Source organism: Chlamydiota bacterium (genome assembly GCA_012729785.1).
Taxonomy (GTDB): domain Bacteria; phylum Auribacterota; class Tritonobacteria; order UBA1439; family UBA1439; genus UBA1439.
On the sequence record JAAYCL010000004.1, the window covers coordinates 1 to 17,607 of the forward strand.

Below are 17,607 nucleotides of genomic sequence, written 5' to 3' on the forward strand. Positions count from 1 at the left end.
CTTGTAGACGTTGTATGCAATTCCAACGGGCGCAGGTGGTTGAGGATTTAGTCGTCCCGGCGAGCGGCGAGGGACGACTAAATCCATAACTTACTGTCCGGCAACTGGTTGGATACAACGTCTACTAACACGGAGGCCGCCATGCAACGTATCCTCTCCCTCCCAATTGCGCTCTCGCTCGTACTGCTCCCCACCGGTCCCTCGCCCGCCCAGCCCGCCGACTCCCCGTGGCCAATGTTCCGGCACGACGCGCTCCACTCGGGGCGAAGCGCCTACGCAGGGCCCCCCTCGTGCCGGCTCTCGTGGAGCTACCGCACGGTCTCGAATATGGGGTCCTTCTCCCCGTGCATCGGGAGCGACGGCACGATCTACATCGCCAGTTACGGCAACCGCCTCTACGCGTGCACCTCCGCGGGGAGCCTGCGCTGGTCTCTTAGCGGGATGGACATCGAGTGCTCTCCCCTGGTCGACACGGAGGGCAGGATCTATTTCGGCACGTACGACAACCGGGTCTGCTCGGTGAATTCCGCAGGGTCGCTCTCCTGGAGCTATCTGGCGGGCGACACGGTGCTTAGCTCCCCTGGGATGGACGGCGACGGGTCCGTCTACATCGGTTCCACCGACAACGCCCTGTACTGCATCGACTCGTCGGGGGCGCTGCTGTGGAAGCATGTCACGGGAGGCGACGTCCAGACGTCCCCCGCCGTCGCGGCCGACGGCAGCGCATGCGCGGGTTCGCTCGATGGCATGATCTACGCCATCGACAGCTCCGGCGGATTGTCCTGGAGTTATAACGCGGCGGGCTACATCCTTTCTTCCCCCCTCATCACGCCCGGGGGGAGGGTTTACGCGGGCAACAATATGCACAGGGTCTTCGCGCTGAATGTGTGGGGCGCCTTCGTGTGGTCGTATGCGACGGGGGACGTCGTGATGTCATCCCCCTCCCTCGGCACTGACGGCCGTGTGTATGTCGGCTCCCGTGACAACCGTTTCTACGCATTGACGACGACCGGGACGCTTGCATGGAGCTATGCGACAGGCAAGCCGATCGAATCCTCGCCCGCCATCGGGAGCGGGGGCGGGATCTACTTCGGCTCGGACGATAACCGGCTGTACGCTCTCGGTCCGGCGGGGGCGTTGAGTTGGAGCTATGTGACCGACCTCCCGTGCCAGTCGTCGCCCGCCATCACGGGGGACGGCCGGCTGGTGGTCGGTTCCGACGATTGCGTGATCTATTGCATCGAGGCCGCGTTCACCCCGGCGCCGACGCGGACGCCGACGTCCACGGGGACGCCGACGCGGACGCCCACGTCGGTTCCGACGGCGACCCCGCCGATCGACCTGACGGCGCAGAAGGTGGAGTTCTCGACGACGGACCGGATCGAGGTGTGGGCGGACGTGCGGCCGCTCCCCGTTCCGTGCTACCCGTTCGTGCGGATCGGCATGGCGGACGGGACGACGCAGTACTACGTGGCGGGCGTGGGGTTCACGACGGATCCGACGCCGTACCTCGGGTTCGAGGCGGGGACGACGACGCTTGTGGATCCGATCCTGGGGTACGCGGTGCTGGCGGAGAGCTTCTCCGGGATCCCGGCGGGGGCATACGTGCTGGAGGGCGGGGCGGTGGACGCCGTGCGGACGACGTCGGCGGAGAACCTGGTGTACTTCGGCGGGATCGACCGCGAGCCGCTAACGGTCCGTTAGTGCAGACGTTGTGCCCAACATCTTCGCGCACAATGGATTGCAGCGATATTCTCGCCTGGTGAGAATATCGCTATAATTAGTTGCAGCACAGGATATTGTATACAACGTCTGTGGGGGGGTATGACAGAGAAACGTATATTCAACATCGCATCCGAGGCGGACGTCGTGGCGGGGCGGACGACGGACGTCTATTTCGAGCGGACGCTCAAGATCCTGCGGGCGCGCGGCATCGACCCGCGCGTGACGATGGAGGTCCGTGCGAAGGAGCTTCCCAACGGAAGCGCGTGGGCCATCTTCGCTGGCCTCGAGGAAGCCCTCCTGATGCTCGAGCGGCTGAACGCCCCGCTCGAGGTGCGGAGCATCGAGGAGGGGACGATCTTCGGCCCCGGCGACGCCGTCTTCTCGGTCTCGGGGCCGTACCGCGCGATCTGCGCCCACGAAACGCCGCTCCTCGGCCTCCTCTGCCAGGCGTCGGGGATCGCCACCGCGACGGCGCGATGCCGGAAGGCCGCCGGCGACCGGACGCTATTGAGTTTCGGCGCCAGGCGGATGCACCCATGCCTTGCGCCGATGATCGACCGTAGCGCCTGGATCGGCGGGGCGGATGGCGTCTCGACGGTCGGTTCCGCGGCCGCGCTCGGCATAGAGCCGGAGGGGACGATGCCGCACGCGCTCATCCTGTGCCTCGGCGACACGGTCGAGGCCGCGAAGGCGTTCCGGGAGGTGATCGGGGAGGGGGTGCGCTGCACGGCGCTAGTCGACACGTTCGGCGACGAGAAGTTCGAGACGCTCCGCGTGGCGCGCGCGCTCGGCAAGCGGCTCCACGCGGTCCGGCTCGACACGCCCTCCTCGCGCCGCGGGGACATGGCCGCGATATGCCGTGAGACCCGGTGGGAGCTCGACCTGAACGGCTACCGGCACGTGAAGATCCTCGTGAGCGGCGGGCTTGACGAGGGGAAGATACTCGCGCTCAACCCGTGGGCGGACGGCTACGGCGTGGGGACAGGCATCGCCTCCGCCCCGGTGGTGGATTTCGCCCTCGACATCGTCGAGATCGACGGGAAGCCGGTTGCGAAACGGGGGAAGCAGGCCGGGGCGAAGCGCCTCGTCCGCTGCGGGCGCTGCCTCGCGCGCCGTAACGTCCTGCTCCGCAATCCCGCGCCGCGCTGCGCGTGCGGCGGGGGGATGGCGGACCTGCAGAAGCGTTTCATTCGCGATGGACGGCTCGCCGTGCGGCTGCCGACGGCGGGTAAGATCAGGGAGAGGACGCTGCGCGAGCTGAAGGGGGTCGAGCTATAGACAGTAGACGTTATATGCAACGTGCTATGGTTCAGCAGGTTATGCCTTTAATCGTCCCGTCGGCGTTGTCGAGACGATCAGACGCATGACAGTCTGCACGGCTACGGTCGGATACAACGACTACACTGTGTGGCTTTTCGCTTGCCCGCGGCCGGGGGTTCTTGCTATCACGTTACCTGGAACCGGGGGTCGAGCATGCCGGCGAGAATGAAGAGCACCACCGCGGTCCTCGTGGTGGACATGATCAACGACTTCGTCCTCAAGGGGGCGCCGCTCGAGGTGCCGCGCGCGAGGGGGATCATCGGGCATCTGAAAAAGCGGCTCGCCCGCGCCTCGCGCGACCGGGTTCCCATCATCTACGTCTGCGACAGGCACCGCAAGGACGACCCGGAGTTCGGCGTCTGGCCGCGGCACGCCGTGAACGGGTCCCCGGGCTCGGAGGTGGTCGCGGAACTCAAGCCCCGGAGCCGGGACTATATCGTCGACAAGATCACCTACTCGGCGTTCTTCCGCACGAAGCTCGAGAAGCTCTTGAAGAAGCTCGGGACCAGGAAGCTCGTCATCACCGGCGTATGCACGGAGGTCGGCGTGCTCTACACCGCGGCGGACGCGTATATGCGCGGTTTCCAGGTCGAGGTCCCCGAGGAGTGCGTCGCCGGCCTCTCCGAGGGCGACCACCGCTTCGCCCTCCGCCAGATCGCCAAGGTCCTCAAGCCCTGCCAGGGGTAGCATGCGCCGTACGCTATAAGCTATACGCGCTACGCAAATACGCCATCCGTGTATTCCGAGCTTGCAGCGTACAGATGGAATCAGCACGTCAGGTGGAAGGCGCCGACAGCCCCCGGGTCGTCGGCGCGCCTGTTGTACTCCTCGACCGCGGCGGCCGTCCGCAGGGCGACGAGGCGGATCCCCCGTTTCGCGAGGTAACGCCCGGTCTCGGCCGGCACGCGCAGCATCCCGAGCGCGCCGCGCCCGAGGACGAGGGTGGAGGGGGAGGCAGCGGCGACGTCGCGAAGATCCTCGGGCAGGAGCGAGTGCCCGTTCCTGCGCCGCCACCCCGAAACGACGCGGTCGCGGAAGACGATGACGTCGCGGGCGTAGGCCTCGCCGCCGATCACGATCTCCCCGAACCGGTACCTGTCGATCCTCATTGTTTTCGCCACGGGTTTGCGCGGATCGGCACGGACAGGGAGATCCATTTCGAGGCGTGCGGATCGGTGCCCACCCGTGCGAATCCGCGGCCAAAAACCGCTACGCGAACACCCCGTCGATCCTCGCGCCGCAGTCGGGGCAGGCGCCGTTCCTGAGGCGGTTCTCGCGCACCTGGAACCCCCGTCGCGCGATGAGCGCGGCGCCGCAGGCGTGGCAGGAGGTGTTTCCGCTCTCGTCGCCCGGCACGTTTCCGCCGTACACGTAACGAAGTCCCGCCTCCCTCCCGATGCGGCAGGCGCGCCGGATGGAGTCGACCGGCGTGGGCGGGAGGTTCGCCATCCGGTAGGTAGGGTAAAAGGCGCTCACGTGCCACGGGATCCCCGGGTCCACGGAGGCGAGGAAACGGGCGATCGCGGTCAGCTCCTCGTCCGAGTCGTTCTCCGTCGGGATGACGAGCGTCGTCACCTCGACCCAGATCCCCTTCTCGCGCATCAGGCGGATGTTCCGCTTCACCGGCTCGATCCCCGCGCCCGTACGGCGGCGGGTCCGCTCCTTGTCGAACCCCTTCAAATCCACGTTGGCTGCGTCGAGGACGGGGGCGAGCAGCTCGATCGCCTCGGGCGTCATATAGCCGTTCGTGACGAAGCTGTTCCGTATTCCGCCCCGCTTCGCCAGCGCCGCCGTGTCGAGGGCGTACTCGATGAAGACGGTCGGTTCCGTGTAGGTGTAGGAGATGCTCGCGCAGCCGTGACGCGCGGCGAGGGCGACGATCTCCCGGCAGGGGAGCGCCTCCCCCTCGATCTCGCCGTCGCGGTCGCGCGGGAGCTGGGCGATCTGCCAGTTCTGGCAGTGCAGGCAGCGGAAGTTGCAGCCGACCGTGGCGACGGAGAATGCGCTGCTCCCGGGGAGGAAATGGAAGAACGGCTTCTTCTCGATCGGATCCACGGCCGCGGAGACCGCCCGCTCGTAGACGAGGGTGAAGAGGGTCCCGCCCCGGTTCTCGCGCACGCAGCACAGCCCCCGCTTCCCGTCGGCGATACGGCACCTGAACTCGCAGAGGAAGCAGTCCACCGCTCCCCCCTCCGCCTTCCGCCACAGCATCGCCTCTTTCATGACGCGATCCCTTATGATGGTGTTCGACACAATCCGCGAACATCCGCGGCAAAAACCTCACCCCTTCACGCAGATCATCGGCTTCAGGCGGGCGACCTTCCGGTTCACCCCGGCCCCCTCCATCGCGTCCACGACCTCCCGCACATCCTTGTAGGCCCCGGGCGCCTCCTCGGCGACGCCGGCGAGATTGTGCGCCTTCACGACGATCCCCCGCGCGCCCAACTCCCCGACGACCCGCCCCCCGCGGTAGTCGCGCGTCGCCTGGGTGCGCGACTTCAGCCGCCCCGCGCCGTGGACCGCGCTCCCGAACGTCTCCGCCATCCCCTTCTCGGTGCCCACGAGGATGTAGGAGCAGGTCCCCATCGTGCCCCCGACGAGCACCGGCTGCCCGACGCCCCGGTACGCCGCGGGCAGCCCTGGGTTTCCGGCCGGGAACGCCCTCGTGGCCCCTTTCCGGTGGACGAGGACCATCTTCTCCGCCCCCCCCACGCGGTGGCGCTCGAGCTTGGCGGTGTTGTGCCCGACGTCGTAGAGCACGCGGATCGACGCGGGGTCGAGGCCGAAGACCCGGGCGAAGGCGAGGCGCGTTAGGTGGGAGATCGCCTGCCGGTTGGCGAAGGCGCAGTTGATGCCGCAGAAGACCGCGGAGAGGTAGTCGCGACCCTCGGGGCTGTCGATGGGGGCGCAGACGAGCTCCTGCTCGGGCACGGGGAGGTCGTAGTGCCGGCTCGCGGCCCTGAGCTTCGGCAGGTAATCGGTCCCGATCTGGTGCCCGAGCGCCCGGCTGCCCGTGTGGATGGCGACGAGGACCGTGCCGGGCCCGATGCCGAACGCACCCGCGGCGCCTTCGTCGTACACCTCGTCCACGTACTGCACCTCCAGGTAATGGTTCCCGGAGCCGAGCGTGCCGACCTGGCGGAACTGCCGCTCCTTCGCCCGGTCGCTCACCCGCGCGGGGTTGGCGCCCGCGACGCAGCCCCGCTCCTCGATATACTCCAGATCCGCCTCCGTCCCGTAGCCGCGGCGCACGGGGAACTCCGCGCCGCTCCGCAGCACGTCGTCGATCTCGCGGCGGTTCAGGCGGAACTCCCCCTCCGAGCCGAGGCCCGCCGGGACCCCACGGTACAGCTCCTCCGCGAGTTCCGCCTTCTTCCTCTCGACCTGTTCCCGGTCGATCGGCGCCGCGAGCGCCCGGACGCCGCAGTTGCAGTCGAATCCGACCCCCGCCACTGAGACGACGCCCTCCTCTATGTCGAAGGCGGCGACGCCGCCGATCGGGAACCCGTAGCCGGGGTGGACGTCGGCCATCGCGAGGGAGTGGTTCAAGATGCCCGGCAGGCAGGCGACGTTTCGCACCTGGAGGAGGGCGTTCCACTCGCGCGCCTTCGGCTGGTCGGCGAGGAGGTGGTCGATGATCGCGCGGGTGCCGTAGATCCTCCCCGGGACGCGCATCCTTCCGGTTTTGGGGATCTCCCAGACGAACTCTTCGATCCGCCTCAGTTCGACGCGCTCAGGCATGGTCGCGCCCCCTCGCCCGGTCGATCGCCTCCGCCAGCGCCTCCGGCTCGGGCGAGCCGACGCAGAACCTGCGCCCCGTGTCGAGCTCGATCTCGACCACGGCGGTCCCCGTCCCGCGGAACATCCAGCCGCGGGGGATCCACCGGACGCCCCAGCCGAAGTACCAGGGCACCTCCATCGGCCTGACGTACCGGATCGACCTGAGCGGGATCGTCTTCTTCGGCCAGCCGAAACCGAACCGCGCCTTCAGCGCGTCCTCCGCGATCTCGACCGTGAGCGTGGAGAAGAGGGCCAGGACCGCCGCGAGCAGGACGATCACCGCCGCCGGCCCCCAGCCGCCCCCGTACGCCCACATCAGGTTGCCGAGGACGATGATGCCCGCCCCCGCGGCGCCCACGATGACGCTGCACGCCTCCGTCTTCCGGTAATGGACGACCATCGCGGCCTCCTCTCGTCACCCTGTTCCCGGACGATTGCCTTCCGCGTGGGTGCGCGGATCGAGACGACGTGCGCCGCGGCGCCGTGCCGGTGCCCGGCGGCGGATACTTCGCGACGGCTCGGTCACAGGTCGAGGACGACGCGGGCGAGGTACCCGCCGTTTCGCCTCTCCACCCGGAGGCCGAGGTACGAGGCGCCCTTCACCTCCGTGCCGAGCCTGCCCGCGAGCGCCTCCGGCGGCGCCCCCTCCGCCTCCGCCTCCAGCATGAATCCCGCCCCCCCCGCGCGGCCGATGTGCGCCACCTCGCAACGCGTGAAGAGCAGGCCGAGGAGCCCCTGGCGCGAGAGCAACTCGTTGAGGAACTCGACGAGAAGCTCCTCGAGGGACTGCGCCCGCGCCTCGATCCTGACGCGCCGCCCCGGCGCCGGCGTTTCGGCTCCGCGCACCATCAGGCCGAGCATCGCCGCCGCCGCTCCGGCGAACGCCTCCTCGAGGGTCTTCCCGCTCCCCTCGATCGCCGCGTCGCCGACGTGCTCGAGGTACCGGTAGGGCATAGGTCCCGCCTCCAGGCGGCTGCGACAACGAGGCATCGTGCGGCGGGGTGTCGCCGACCCTCGCGAATCTCCACGGATACACAATCCTTCCTCGATCCGCGCAGATCCGCCTCCGCCCGTGTCGATCCGTGCCGACCATCTGTCCGCGTTCGTCCCCGCCGGCGGACAGGCGCGCCAGCTCCGCGGCGACAACGCGATCTCAGCGATGCGTCGGCACCGCGTCCCGCCAGTCAAACGACCTCCGGTGCAGCGGGCAGGGGCCGTGTTCCCTGAGCGCCCGCAGATGCTCATCGGTGCCGTAGCCTTTGTGGCGTCTGAAGCCGTACGCCGGATAGTCGGCATCGAGGGCGCACATCAGGGCGTCGCGGTAGACCTTCGCGACGATGGAGGCCGCCGCGATGGAGAAGACGGTCGCATCGCCTCCGACGATCGCCTCCTGGGGGATGCCGATGCCGGAGATGACGCGCGCATCCACGAGGACGTGCTGGACGCGGAGGGAGAGGCCGAGGATGGCCAGGCGCATCGCCTTGATCGACGCCCGGCGGATGTTCAAACGGTCGATCTCCTCGACGTCGACGGAGCCGATGCCGACGGCGAGCGCGGCGCCCCTGATGCGCGTGTCGAGCGCGACGCGGCGCGCGTGGTCGAGGCGCTTGGAGTCCCTGACGCCCTCGATGCGCACGCCGGGAGGGAAGACCACGGCGGCGGCGACGACGGGGCCCGCGAACGGCCCCACGCCGACCTCGTCCACCCCGGCGACGTAGGAGACTCCGCGGGCCCAGAGGGTCTTTTCGCGTTCGAGCATCGCCTCGATGCGCCGGGTCTCGTTCTCCCGCGCGGCGGCGCGGTTCCGTATCGCCGCGGCGATTCGGCGGACCCCCGCGCGCGGGTCGCGGTCGAGGAGGAGGAGCGTCTCCGCGGAGGGGGACTCTCCGCCGCGGAGGAACCTCGTCTCCAGGTCGCGGATCGAGAGCTTCGCGATCTCGGACACGATCCCCTCCCGCTGCCGGGCGGACCCTTGGTGCGGGCGCCGCGTCGGCCGCGTCCGCCGCATGCCCGTTACGCCCCGAACTTGGCCAGTTTGCGCGCGTGTGCGAGCAGGATCGGCATCAGGGCGACCGACGGCCGGAGCCCCAGCGCCCCCGCCGCGCAGTGGCGTTCCGTGAACCGCGCCGCCCCGGCGGGCCGGGAGAACGGCGAGTGGATGAGCAGCGGCACCGGGTGCCACGAATGCATCGCGAGGCGTGCGGGCGTCGAGTGGTCCGCCGTGACGGCGAGCACGTCCGGCTTCAGGGCCAGAATCGCGGGGAGCATCGCGTCGAGCTCCTCGACCGCCGCCACCTTCGCCCGGAAGTCGCCGTCCTCCCCGCGGCTGTCGGTCTTCTTGAAGTGCAGGTAGAAGAAGGTGTGGGCGTCGAAGTTCCCGGCGAGCGCGTCGAGATCCTCGGCCGCGCTCGCGGTGTGCGGCCCCACCGTCATCCCGACGAGCCGGGCGAGGCCGCGATACATCGGGTACTGCGCGACCGCGAACGCGTCGAGCCCGTACCGGTCGGCCATCGTCGGGAGCGGCTCGTGCTTCGCGAACCCGCGGAGGAGGAGCATGTTCCCGTTCTTCTCCCCCGCGAGGAGTTGCGCGGCGCGCGCGACGAGCTCGTTCACGATCGATGCGGTTTTCTCCGCCGCGGGCGCGCAGGCGCGCGCGGGGAGGGGGGGGACGCCGAGCTCCTGCGGATCGGTGTCGTGGATCTCGCCGGAGAGCCCGTCCCCCCTGAGGACGAGCAGCCCCCGATGCTCCTTCACCGTCTCGATGAAAAGCTCGCAGCCCTCGGGGGCCTTGAGGCCGGCGCGCAGCAGCCCCACGAGCCGCCGGTTCTCCTCGGTGCTGGGGCGTCCGGCGCGCCGGTCGACGAGGTTCCCGCCGCCGTCGACGGTGGCGAAGTTGAACCGCGCCGCGACGTCGCGCCCGGTGAGCGGGAAGTCGATGCCGAGCCCCTCGAGGACGCCGCGGCCGATGTTGTACCGCACCGGGTCGTAGCCGAAGAGGGCGAGGTGCGCGGGGCCGCTGCCGGGGGTGACGCCGGGCCCCACCGGTTCGAGGAGGCCGAGGGAGGAGACGGGGGCGAGGAGGTCGAGGTTGGGCGTGCCCGCCTCCTCGAGTTCCGTGAGGCCCACGTGTTTCGCCGGAAGTCCCCCGAGCCCGTCCGCGACGACGAGCACGATCCTGCTCCCCGTCTTCTCGACCAGGCCCCCGATCAGTCCCGCGTAGTCCCCGTTCATCGATCCCCCCCCTGTGCCGTCCGGTCCATAGTCTAGCACACGACCGGGGCGAGGTACACGGGGAGGAGGAGCCGGGTGCCCGGGGTTTTTACGGGGGGAGGCGCGCGCGCGCGGGCCGCGCCCCCGGCGTCACGGAACGACGGCGAACGGGGTGTGCGCGAGGTTGCTCGTGCGCGAGGCGCCGTCCAGCGGGCCGGCGCCGGGGGCGGTGAGCACGGCGTACCAGGCGTACGGGCCGGAGGGGAGGGACTCGGTCACTGGAAATGCGCCGACCTGCGCGTCCATGTCGTCCGTCACGCCGAGACCCGTCGCGATGGGAACGGGGGACGGCGACCATCGCCCCCCCGGCGCGAGAAAGAAGAGCCGGCCGCCGGGGAGGAGCGCGGCGACGTAGCCGTCGCAGACGGTATGCGCGGATTGCGCGCCGGCCCCGACGATCGCGGAGAGTTCCAGCCGCCCGCCGGGGGAAAACGCGTTCCCGTTCAGCACGAGGGAGACGGAGTGAAGATCCGGGTCCGTCACGGGGGGCGGCTCCACGGTTCCGGGGGAGAGCGTCCTGTACAGGTTCAGCCTGCCGGAGGTACGGACCATTCCCCGGAGTGGAGCGAGCGTTTCCGCGCCGTCGAGTATCTCCGATATGATCTCCGTGTTGCTCGCGCCGGGGGTGCGGGCCCAGGCCAGGGCCGCCGCGCCGGAGACGTGCGGGGCCGCCATGGAGGTGCCGCTCATCAGCCTGTATCCCCCTCCCGGCACGGTGGAAAGTATCTCGTCGCCGGGGGCGGCGATGTCCACCGACTGCGGGCCCCAGCACGAGAACCAGGCGAGGTTTCCGTTCCGGTCCGTGGCGGCGACGGAGATCACGTTCGGGGACGGGGAGCTCGACGGGTAGATGGGGGCGGCGTCGTTGTCGCTCGAGGAGTTCCCGGCGGCCGCCACGACGATCGCCCCCGCCGCATCCGCCGCGCGTATCGCATCCTCGAGCGCCTGCGAATACACATTCAGTCCCCACGAGCAGGAGATCACCCGCGCCCCGGCCTTCGCCGCGTAGTCGATCGCCTGCACCGCTCCTCCCAGCGACCCGGCGCCGTCCGGTCCCATGAAGCGGAGCGGAATGAGGCGCGCCTTCCAGCCGACGCCCGTCACCCCGCGGCCGTTGTCGCCCGCCGCCCCGATGATCCCCGCGACGTGGGTTCCGTGGCCGTATGCGTCCCCGGGGGCGTTGTCGCCGGAGAAGAAGTCCCATCCCCGCACGTCGTCGACGAAACCGTTGCCGTCGTCGTCGATCCCGTTTCCGGGGACCTCGCCGGGGTTCGTCCAGATGTTGGCGGCGAGGTCCTCGTGCTCGTAGTCGATGCCGGAATCGACGACCGCCACGGGGACCTCCCCGCCGGTGAGGATCTCCCACGCGGCCCGGGCGTCTATGTCGCCGCGCCCGTCAGCCTCCGCGAGGGCGTAGAGTTCCCCGAAGAGCGGGTCGTCGGGGATCTTCTCGGCATGGATGATGTAGTTGGGCTCGGCGTACTCCACGAGGTCGGGCGCCTCCGCGCGGAGCTCCGCGGCGGCCTCCTCCTCGGTCAGGCCGGCGGGAATCGGCATGCGCCAGAGGCCGCCTCTCGAGACGCGGGCGGCGGAACTCTTCCGGACGGCTGCCGAGCGCGCGGGGAGCGCGGCGGGGGACGCGGCGGCGCGCATCTTCACGAGGATCTCCCCCGCAACGCGGGGGCAGCGGTCGGCTGCGGACATCCCGGCGCTTGTCCGGGGTAGGGCGGGGGAGGGGAGGAGGCAGATGCAGCCGGCGAAGGCCCCCGCAAACAACCGGATGACGGTGTCGAAATGCCGGGCAATTCTCTTCCGGCAGGGTACGGCGTGGACGAGCGTAGGCGCAACCATGATCGCACTCTTACCCCTGGCAGCTGACTGCCGTATTCGGGAATTAGCCCGAACGTAGGCTCTGAAGCTTTGCGTCCGGCCCGTGCTTCAAGGCCGGTCGGGGTGTTACCCCGTCCCACCCTTTCGGATGGGTTGCCTTTTTCAGGGGACGAGCCCGATCGCACGTCAGGAGCGCCCCCCGAGCCAAAGACCGTTATGTTGTATCGATCGGTTTCGAGCGTGCCGCTCGTATCCCTCCCGTTCAATCCACTTGAAAGTTACCTGCAATGTGACGGTCCGTCAAGGGCACCGGGGATTTTCGGAACCTTCGGAATCAGAGGGCGACGAAGCATGATTCGGGGCGGAGGATTGGGGGGCGTGCGGGTGGAAATGGCGCACGGGCCGCGGGAGGGCGCGGAAGAAGAACCGGGACGGCGTCTCGCGGCATGCCTGCGGCGGCACGAACGCCGGATTTCGCGTCTCTTCGCGCCCTCCCGCGGCCTCGTCGCGCAACGTGGACAGACGGGTCCCGGCGCGAAGCTTCCGCCTGTCCGGTGAAGCCGCACGGGCACGCGCAGCGAGGATCCGCGCCGGGAGGCTGCGCGCTTACACGGGCGCGGGGTGGAAGCGGCGGGGAGAGGGAGGCGGGAACTTCTCTGCACGGTCAGCGGGGAGACGCTCTGGAATGCAGGGCATTCCGTTGCCGCGATCTCCCCGTTGCCGTGCCATCACGCCGTCCGTCTAGGGTACCAGACGCACGGTCGTTATGTCGAAGCCCAGAACGTCCTTTTCGTCGGGCGGGACGCCCGCCGGCATGATCCTGAGCGCCACTGCGTAGTTGCCGAACGCGGTGCACGCGGTGTGCGTGAAGAGGACGCCGCACCAGTAGTCCTGGATGAATATCCCGCTGTAGTACGGAACGAACCCCTTCAGGATGATATTGCCGTACAGCACGGAGTAGATCGTCCCGCCCGGAGCCCTGACCAGCAGGTACAGGTCGAACGGGTTGTCCTGGACCATTGCCTTGAGCGGCAGGCAGGCGGAGACGGTGATCGTATCCCCCGGATGCGCCTCATAGGTTGACAGGTTCATTGTCATCCTGTCGCACACGCAGATCCGTGGCGTTGGCGTGGGTGTAATGACCACGAACGGCGTGGTCGTAGGCCAGGGTGTCGGTGTGGGGGTCAGTGTCGGCGTCTGTGTGGGCGTGTTGGTCGGCGTGTTCGTGGGCGTGTTGGTCGGCGTTTGTGTCGGCGTCTCGGTGGGCGTCTCCGTGGGCGTGGGCGTGATCGTCGGCGTCTCGGTGGGCGTCTCCGTGGGCGTGGGCGTGATCGTCGGCGTCTCGGTGGGCGTGACGGTCGGCGTACTGGTCGGACAGAGCACTCCGGTCGGCTCGGAGGCGCTGTTGTTGCTCGGGTCGGGGTCAGCCGTAAGGGCGGAGACGCTCGCATTATTGCACAGGTCTTCGGTCCCGTCGCACGGGCCTGTTCCGCCTGCACCGGTTGTCGAAGCCGAGGGAAGCACATCGACGGTGATGGATATGGCCGCGGTCTCGCCGGGAAGCATGAAGCCCAGATCGAAGGTGAGTGTCTGCCCGACCTGGTCGACCGGGGAGGGGACCGCACTGACGAACGAAGTGTCGGGATCCAGCGTGTCGGTGACCGTGACCTGGTTCGCGACGGTGTCCGCGGAATTGTTGGTGACCTCCACGGTATAGGTGAATCGATCCCCGCAGTAGACCGGGTCGCGGTCGTCGCTCTTGACGATCGAGAGGTCCGCGTTGGAGGTAATGAACTCCTGCACCCTTTGGACCGGGACCGTCTGGCTCCCCGTGCTGATGGCCGCTCCGCTGCCCGAAACGGCGCTGATCAGGCGCGATGGGACGTTGCCGGAAACCTTCGGGGGGAACGGCATGGGGTTCGCGAGGACGAGCCATATCTCGACCACGACCTCGTCGCCGTCGTCGAGCCCGCTGATACCGAACGTCCCCTGGATCTCGTCCGCGGTGGTGAGCCACGAGTACGAGTCCACCTTCTCGTCCCCGTCGAGGTTCAGATTCGCCCCGTCGCTCGTGTCCACGAACGCGCACAGGACCCCGTACGCCGCGTCGTAGCCGAACGGGGCGCCCGATGTCATCTCCGTATTCCACCCCGCGACGAATGATATAGCCCCTCCGTCCGCCGCGGTGTCTCCCGACACGCGGATCAGGATCTCGAACGGAACGATCTGGCCGAGGCCGAGCGTGGCCGGAGCGAGCGACTCGATCGACTGTTTCGGGTAGCCGAACGTCGCCTCATCGACCCCTTGCCCCGGGGGCGGGTCGATCGGGTCCTCCGCCGTCCCCTGCGAGCCGGAGGGCGCCGGGCAGACGATCTCCGAGGGGAGGAGCTTCATGTAATCCTCCGGTTCGGCCGCGCTGAAGTTGAGGGCGTAGGAGACGTTGGCATCGATCGAGAGCGCCAGGTTGGCGTAGTCGACCGCCTCGTCGGCCTGCGCGCCGAGTATCACCTCCTGCTCGGCGGGGGCCGCCTCCCCGAACTCCGGGGTGCCGGAGTACTCCTGCACAATCATGTAATCTCCGCCCTGAAGCGCGGGGAACACCAGGGTCCCATCCGGGCCGGTGGTCGCCGCGCCCACCTGTTCCCAGGCGCCCGATTGCAGCCCGTGCAGGGAGAAGACGCCGAGCTCGAGGGGCGGCTCCTCCTCGTCGCGCACGCCGTTCCCGTTCAGATCCCCGTACGAGTTCACCAAAATCGCCGAGGAACCGCCGTTCTCCTGCGGTTGCAGCGGCGGCGGGGCGAGCAGCAGGACCGTCGCCGCGGCCAAGGCGAGGCGGATATCCAGCCGCCTTGCATCTCGGGCAAATCGTTTCATTTTCATGCGCTTCCCCCGTCGTTGGCTTCAATCGCGGCGCGCGCCTTAATCCTCCGGCGTGACCCGCAGTATTTCCCCGATCGTCGTCAGTCCCTCGAACGCCTTTTCCAGGCCGACCATGCGGAGCGTCTTCATCCCGTCGCGCACGGCGGCGCGCTTGATTTCGTTCGCCGGCACCCGGGCGGAGATGAGGGCGCTGATGGCGTCATCCACCGTCAGCGCCTCGATGAGCGCGAACCTTCCGCTGAAGCCGGTGTGCATGCAGGCGGGGCAGCCGGCCCCCTCGCGCAGGGAGGGCGTCCCCGCGACGTTTGAGCGGGGACCGACCATGCCGCCAAGCTCATCCTCGGATACGTGCGCCTCCCGGCCGCACTTGGCGCAGATCCTCCGCGCGAGCCGCTGCGCCGCCACGAAGCGCAGGGACGAGGAGAGCAGGTACGGCTCCACCCCCATATCGATGAGCCGCGTGATCGCGCCCGCGGCGTCGTTCGTGTGCAGCGTGGAGAAGACGAGGTGGCCGGTAAGGGCCGCCTTGACGGCGATCTCCGCGGTCTCGTAATCCCTGATCTCCCCGATCATGATGACGTTGGGGTCCTGTCGGAGGATCGACCGGAGCCCCGCGGCGAAGGTGAGCCCTATTTCCGGGCGGGCCGCGACCTGGTTGATTCCCTCGATCTCGTACTCGATCGGGTCCACCACCGTCACGATGTTGATCCCCGGCTTGTTGATCTCCCGGAGCGCCATATAGAGGGATGTCGATTTCCCGCTTCCGGTGGGCCCGGTCATGATGATCATCCCGTGCGGCGCGCTGGCCGCGCGGCGGAACTCCTCGAGCCCGCGCGCATGGAAGCCGAGCGTATCAAGAGAGAACCCCTTGAGCGCCAGGGTGTCGAGCACGCGGATGACGATCTTTTCGCCGTAGCCCGTCGGGAGGCACGATACCCTGAAGTCGATCTCCCGCCCCTCCACCTGGGCCCGGAACCTTCCGTCCTGCGGGCGCCGACGCTCGGCGATATCCATCTCGGACATCACCTTGATCCGCGAGACGATCGCGTTGTGCATCTGAAACGGCGGCGGCGACTCCTCCTGGAGCACGCCGTCGACGCGGAACCGGAGGCTGGTCGTTTTGCTCTGGGGCTCGATATGGATGTCGCTCGCCCGCACCATCACCGCGTGTCGCAGCATGCAGTTGACCGTCCGGATGACGGAGGAGCTCCCCGATGCCGCCAGAACCTCGTTGAGGTCGATCTCCTGCGGCTGGCGCGCGGCAAAGGAGATGCCCGGCACCGGATCGAGCGCCTCCCCGGCGATTTCCTCGATTGCCACCTTGAACGAGTAGAACGCCTCGAACCTCTGGCAGAAGTCGTCATGGGTGCAGAGCACCGGGGCGATATCGAGGCCGGTGATCTCGTGTATGTCGTCGGCCGCCAGGATGTTGAACGGGTCCACCATCGCCAGGGTGAGCCGCCGGCGCATCGCCGCGATCGCCAGCACCTGATAGCGCATCGCGATGTGCCGCGGGATAAGGGGCACAACGTCGGGGACAGGCGTGAAGCGGTTGAGATCGAGCGGGGGGATGCCGATACGGCTCGCGCAATCGGCGGGAGGGGGGAGCTCCCCGCTTCCCGCGGCGGGGTTGTGCGCTGTCTGTGTCCACGCTCGCGCCGCGCCGTAGTTCGCGGCGAGCGCAGCATCCAGCTCATCCGGGGCGGAGTAGAAACAGAGGATCGTGCCTCCCGCAAGCCTCTGCATAACGGCAAGGACGGCATCGTCCAGATCGCAGTCGCTTGCCACCGTCACGACCGAGCCGTGCCGATCGATCGGCATCACGCGGTGTTGCCGCGCAAACGATTCCGGTATGACGCTGAGAAGCGCGACATTGACCTCGATCCGGGAGAGGGGGAGATACGGGTATCGGTACTGGCAGGCGATAGTTGGCCCGGGCAGTCTGGGAGCGATGAACGATGCGACACGTGAGGTTCCCCGGGGCTGTAATTCCCTGCGCATGTCCATGGACGCGCCCCCTCTGCGTGGCACCGAAGCCGTGCCACGACCTGCATGTCTGGAATCGCATACGCTGTGCCAGAATGGCGATCAGACTCATGATGGACGCAACTCCTACCGGGGGAAAAAGTAGCGGATTAAACCTTCGGCGATACCGCCGTGTTGCGGTACGGCATTGAGACACAAGTTGTCTCACCAGGTGTTTCACGGCGTCGATGACCGGACACGGCGACAACGCGATATCCGGATACCCTTTTCAAGGTGGGGCATGCGGCGGCGTTCACGGGGAAGGCGGAGGAGGGCGGTCCATGACGCTGAGCCGGGTCTCCGCGACCTTCGAGATCTCTCCGCGGCCCTGCTCTTCGCGGGAAAAGGAAACAGTGGCGAGGCCTCGGCATACGCGGCGGGGCCGGCGGGGCCTCGGCATCACAAGAACGCGGCGGTGCGCTTGAACGCGACGCCGACCCCCTTGCTGATATCATCCGCGTGCCGGAGGGTGATCGTGGTCTCACGCACCACCCGAGCACGGATATGGTGAATCGTCTCCACACTCGTCCACTGCCGGAAGTAGATGTCCAACACATTCCCCGGGGTGTACGCGTTTTGGCAGATGAGGAGCGCGCCCCCAGGGGACACGTTCACGGTGAACGTTGATTCGGTCACGCGCTCGCCCCTACGATCCTTGCCGCTGGCGACGACCGGGAGGTAGATGTTGTGGCGCTCGAACCTGCGCCGCTCCTCTCCCCCGGGGTTCGTATCCATCCCCGCTGCCCTTCCCGTATCCGGTGGCATCGCGAACGCTCC

Annotated in this window: 14 protein-coding genes and 1 riboswitch; of the genes, 3 read left to right on the top strand and 11 right to left on the bottom strand. The window is 68.4% G+C overall.

Annotation, left to right across the window (positions count from 1 at the left end):
- The first annotated feature begins 141 nt into the window (after positions 1-141).
- From GXY35_00825 to GXY35_00835, 3 genes are all read left to right on the top strand, one after another.
- Entirely contained in the window at positions 142-1,704 is a 1,563-nt protein-coding gene (locus tag GXY35_00825) for a PQQ-like beta-propeller repeat protein (protein NLW93145.1), read from the top strand.
- A gap of 135 nt (positions 1,705-1,839) precedes the next feature.
- Positions 1,840-3,003, top strand: a complete 1,164-nt coding sequence (locus GXY35_00830; GenBank protein NLW93146.1) for a nicotinate phosphoribosyltransferase — start codon at positions 1,840-1,842, stop codon at positions 3,001-3,003.
- A 207-nt stretch (positions 3,004-3,210) separates the two neighbouring features.
- Entirely contained in the window at positions 3,211-3,732 is a 522-nt protein-coding gene (locus tag GXY35_00835; GenBank protein NLW93147.1) for a cysteine hydrolase, read from the top strand.
- Positions 3,733-3,812: 80 nt separating this feature from the next.
- Here the strand turns inward: GXY35_00835 and GXY35_00840 are convergent, their stop codons facing one another.
- The 11 genes from GXY35_00840 to GXY35_00890 all read right to left on the bottom strand — a co-directional run bounded on the left by GXY35_00840 (position 3,813) and on the right by GXY35_00890 (position 17,565).
- Complete coding sequence (locus GXY35_00840) at positions 3,813-4,154, bottom strand: hypothetical protein (protein ID NLW93148.1); 342 nt, start codon at positions 4,152-4,154, stop codon at positions 3,813-3,815.
- Positions 4,155-4,254: 100 nt separating this feature from the next.
- Positions 4,255-5,268 carry an AmmeMemoRadiSam system radical SAM enzyme gene (gene amrS / locus GXY35_00845; protein NLW93149.1) on the bottom strand — a complete coding sequence of 338 codons (1,014 nt, stop codon included), beginning with the start codon at positions 5,266-5,268 and terminating at the stop codon, positions 4,255-4,257.
- 57 nt (positions 5,269-5,325) lie between these two features.
- Entirely contained in the window at positions 5,326-6,786 is a 1,461-nt protein-coding gene (locus tag GXY35_00850; GenBank protein ID NLW93150.1) for an RtcB family protein, read from the bottom strand.
- Positions 6,779-7,225: a hypothetical protein gene (locus tag GXY35_00855; protein ID NLW93151.1), complete on the bottom strand. Its 447-nt coding sequence runs from the start codon at positions 7,223-7,225 to the stop codon at positions 6,779-6,781. The genes GXY35_00850 and GXY35_00855 overlap by 8 nt, the downstream gene beginning before the upstream one ends.
- Before the next feature lie 122 nt (positions 7,226-7,347).
- Complete coding sequence (locus GXY35_00860; GenBank protein NLW93152.1) at positions 7,348-7,779, bottom strand: archease; 432 nt, start codon at positions 7,777-7,779, stop codon at positions 7,348-7,350.
- 199 nt (positions 7,780-7,978) lie between these two features.
- Complete coding sequence (locus GXY35_00865) at positions 7,979-8,833, bottom strand: ribonuclease HII (protein NLW93153.1); 855 nt, start codon at positions 8,831-8,833, stop codon at positions 7,979-7,981.
- 5 nt (positions 8,834-8,838) lie between these two features.
- The gene (locus GXY35_00870; protein ID NLW93154.1) at positions 8,839-10,056 is read right to left on the bottom strand and encodes a 2,3-bisphosphoglycerate-independent phosphoglycerate mutase; all 1,218 of its coding nucleotides are present in this window, start codon (positions 10,054-10,056) and stop codon (positions 8,839-8,841) included.
- A gap of 129 nt (positions 10,057-10,185) precedes the next feature.
- Positions 10,186-11,946: a S8 family serine peptidase gene (locus GXY35_00875; GenBank protein ID NLW93155.1), complete on the bottom strand. Its 1,761-nt coding sequence runs from the start codon at positions 11,944-11,946 to the stop codon at positions 10,186-10,188.
- A 15-nt stretch (positions 11,947-11,961) separates the two neighbouring features.
- A riboswitch (cyclic di-GMP riboswitch) is annotated at positions 11,962-12,093 on the bottom strand.
- A 573-nt stretch (positions 12,094-12,666) separates the two neighbouring features.
- Complete coding sequence (locus GXY35_00880; protein ID NLW93156.1) at positions 12,667-14,799, bottom strand: DUF11 domain-containing protein; 2,133 nt, start codon at positions 14,797-14,799, stop codon at positions 12,667-12,669.
- Positions 14,800-14,844: 45 nt separating this feature from the next.
- Positions 14,845-16,812, bottom strand: a complete 1,968-nt coding sequence (locus tag GXY35_00885; protein NLW93157.1) for a type II/IV secretion system protein — start codon at positions 16,810-16,812, stop codon at positions 14,845-14,847.
- A 417-nt stretch (positions 16,813-17,229) separates the two neighbouring features.
- A complete protein-coding gene (locus GXY35_00890; GenBank protein NLW93158.1) occupies positions 17,230-17,565 on the bottom strand; it encodes a PilZ domain-containing protein in 336 nt (111 codons plus the stop codon).
- Between the last annotated feature and the right edge of the window lie 42 nt (positions 17,566-17,607).

Excerpts from the sequence above, each read along its gene's own strand:
- GXY35_00890 (NLW93158.1), bottom strand. The coding sequence starts at position 17,565 with ATGGATACGAACCCCGGGGGAGAGGAGCGGCGCAGGTTCGAGCGCCAC.
- GXY35_00825 (NLW93145.1), top strand. The coding sequence starts at position 142 with ATGCAACGTATCCTCTCCCTCCCAATTGCGCTCTCGCTCGTACTGCTC.
- GXY35_00885 (NLW93157.1), bottom strand. The coding sequence starts at position 16,812 with ATGGACATGCGCAGGGAATTACAGCCCCGGGGAACCTCACGTGTCGCA.
- GXY35_00835 (NLW93147.1), top strand. The coding sequence starts at position 3,211 with ATGAAGAGCACCACCGCGGTCCTCGTGGTGGACATGATCAACGACTTC.
- GXY35_00860 (NLW93152.1), bottom strand. The coding sequence starts at position 7,779 with ATGCCCTACCGGTACCTCGAGCACGTCGGCGACGCGGCGATCGAGGGG.
- GXY35_00850 (NLW93150.1), bottom strand. The coding sequence starts at position 6,786 with ATGCCTGAGCGCGTCGAACTGAGGCGGATCGAAGAGTTCGTCTGGGAG.
- GXY35_00875 (NLW93155.1), bottom strand. The coding sequence starts at position 11,946 with ATGGTTGCGCCTACGCTCGTCCACGCCGTACCCTGCCGGAAGAGAATT.
- GXY35_00870 (NLW93154.1), bottom strand. The coding sequence starts at position 10,056 with ATGAACGGGGACTACGCGGGACTGATCGGGGGCCTGGTCGAGAAGACG.
- GXY35_00855 (NLW93151.1), bottom strand. The coding sequence starts at position 7,225 with ATGGTCGTCCATTACCGGAAGACGGAGGCGTGCAGCGTCATCGTGGGC.
- amrS (NLW93149.1), bottom strand. The coding sequence starts at position 5,268 with ATGAAAGAGGCGATGCTGTGGCGGAAGGCGGAGGGGGGAGCGGTGGAC.
- GXY35_00840 (NLW93148.1), bottom strand. The coding sequence starts at position 4,154 with ATGAGGATCGACAGGTACCGGTTCGGGGAGATCGTGATCGGCGGCGAG.
- GXY35_00880 (NLW93156.1), bottom strand. The coding sequence starts at position 14,799 with ATGAAACGATTTGCCCGAGATGCAAGGCGGCTGGATATCCGCCTCGCC.
- GXY35_00865 (NLW93153.1), bottom strand. The coding sequence starts at position 8,833 with ATGCGGCGGACGCGGCCGACGCGGCGCCCGCACCAAGGGTCCGCCCGG.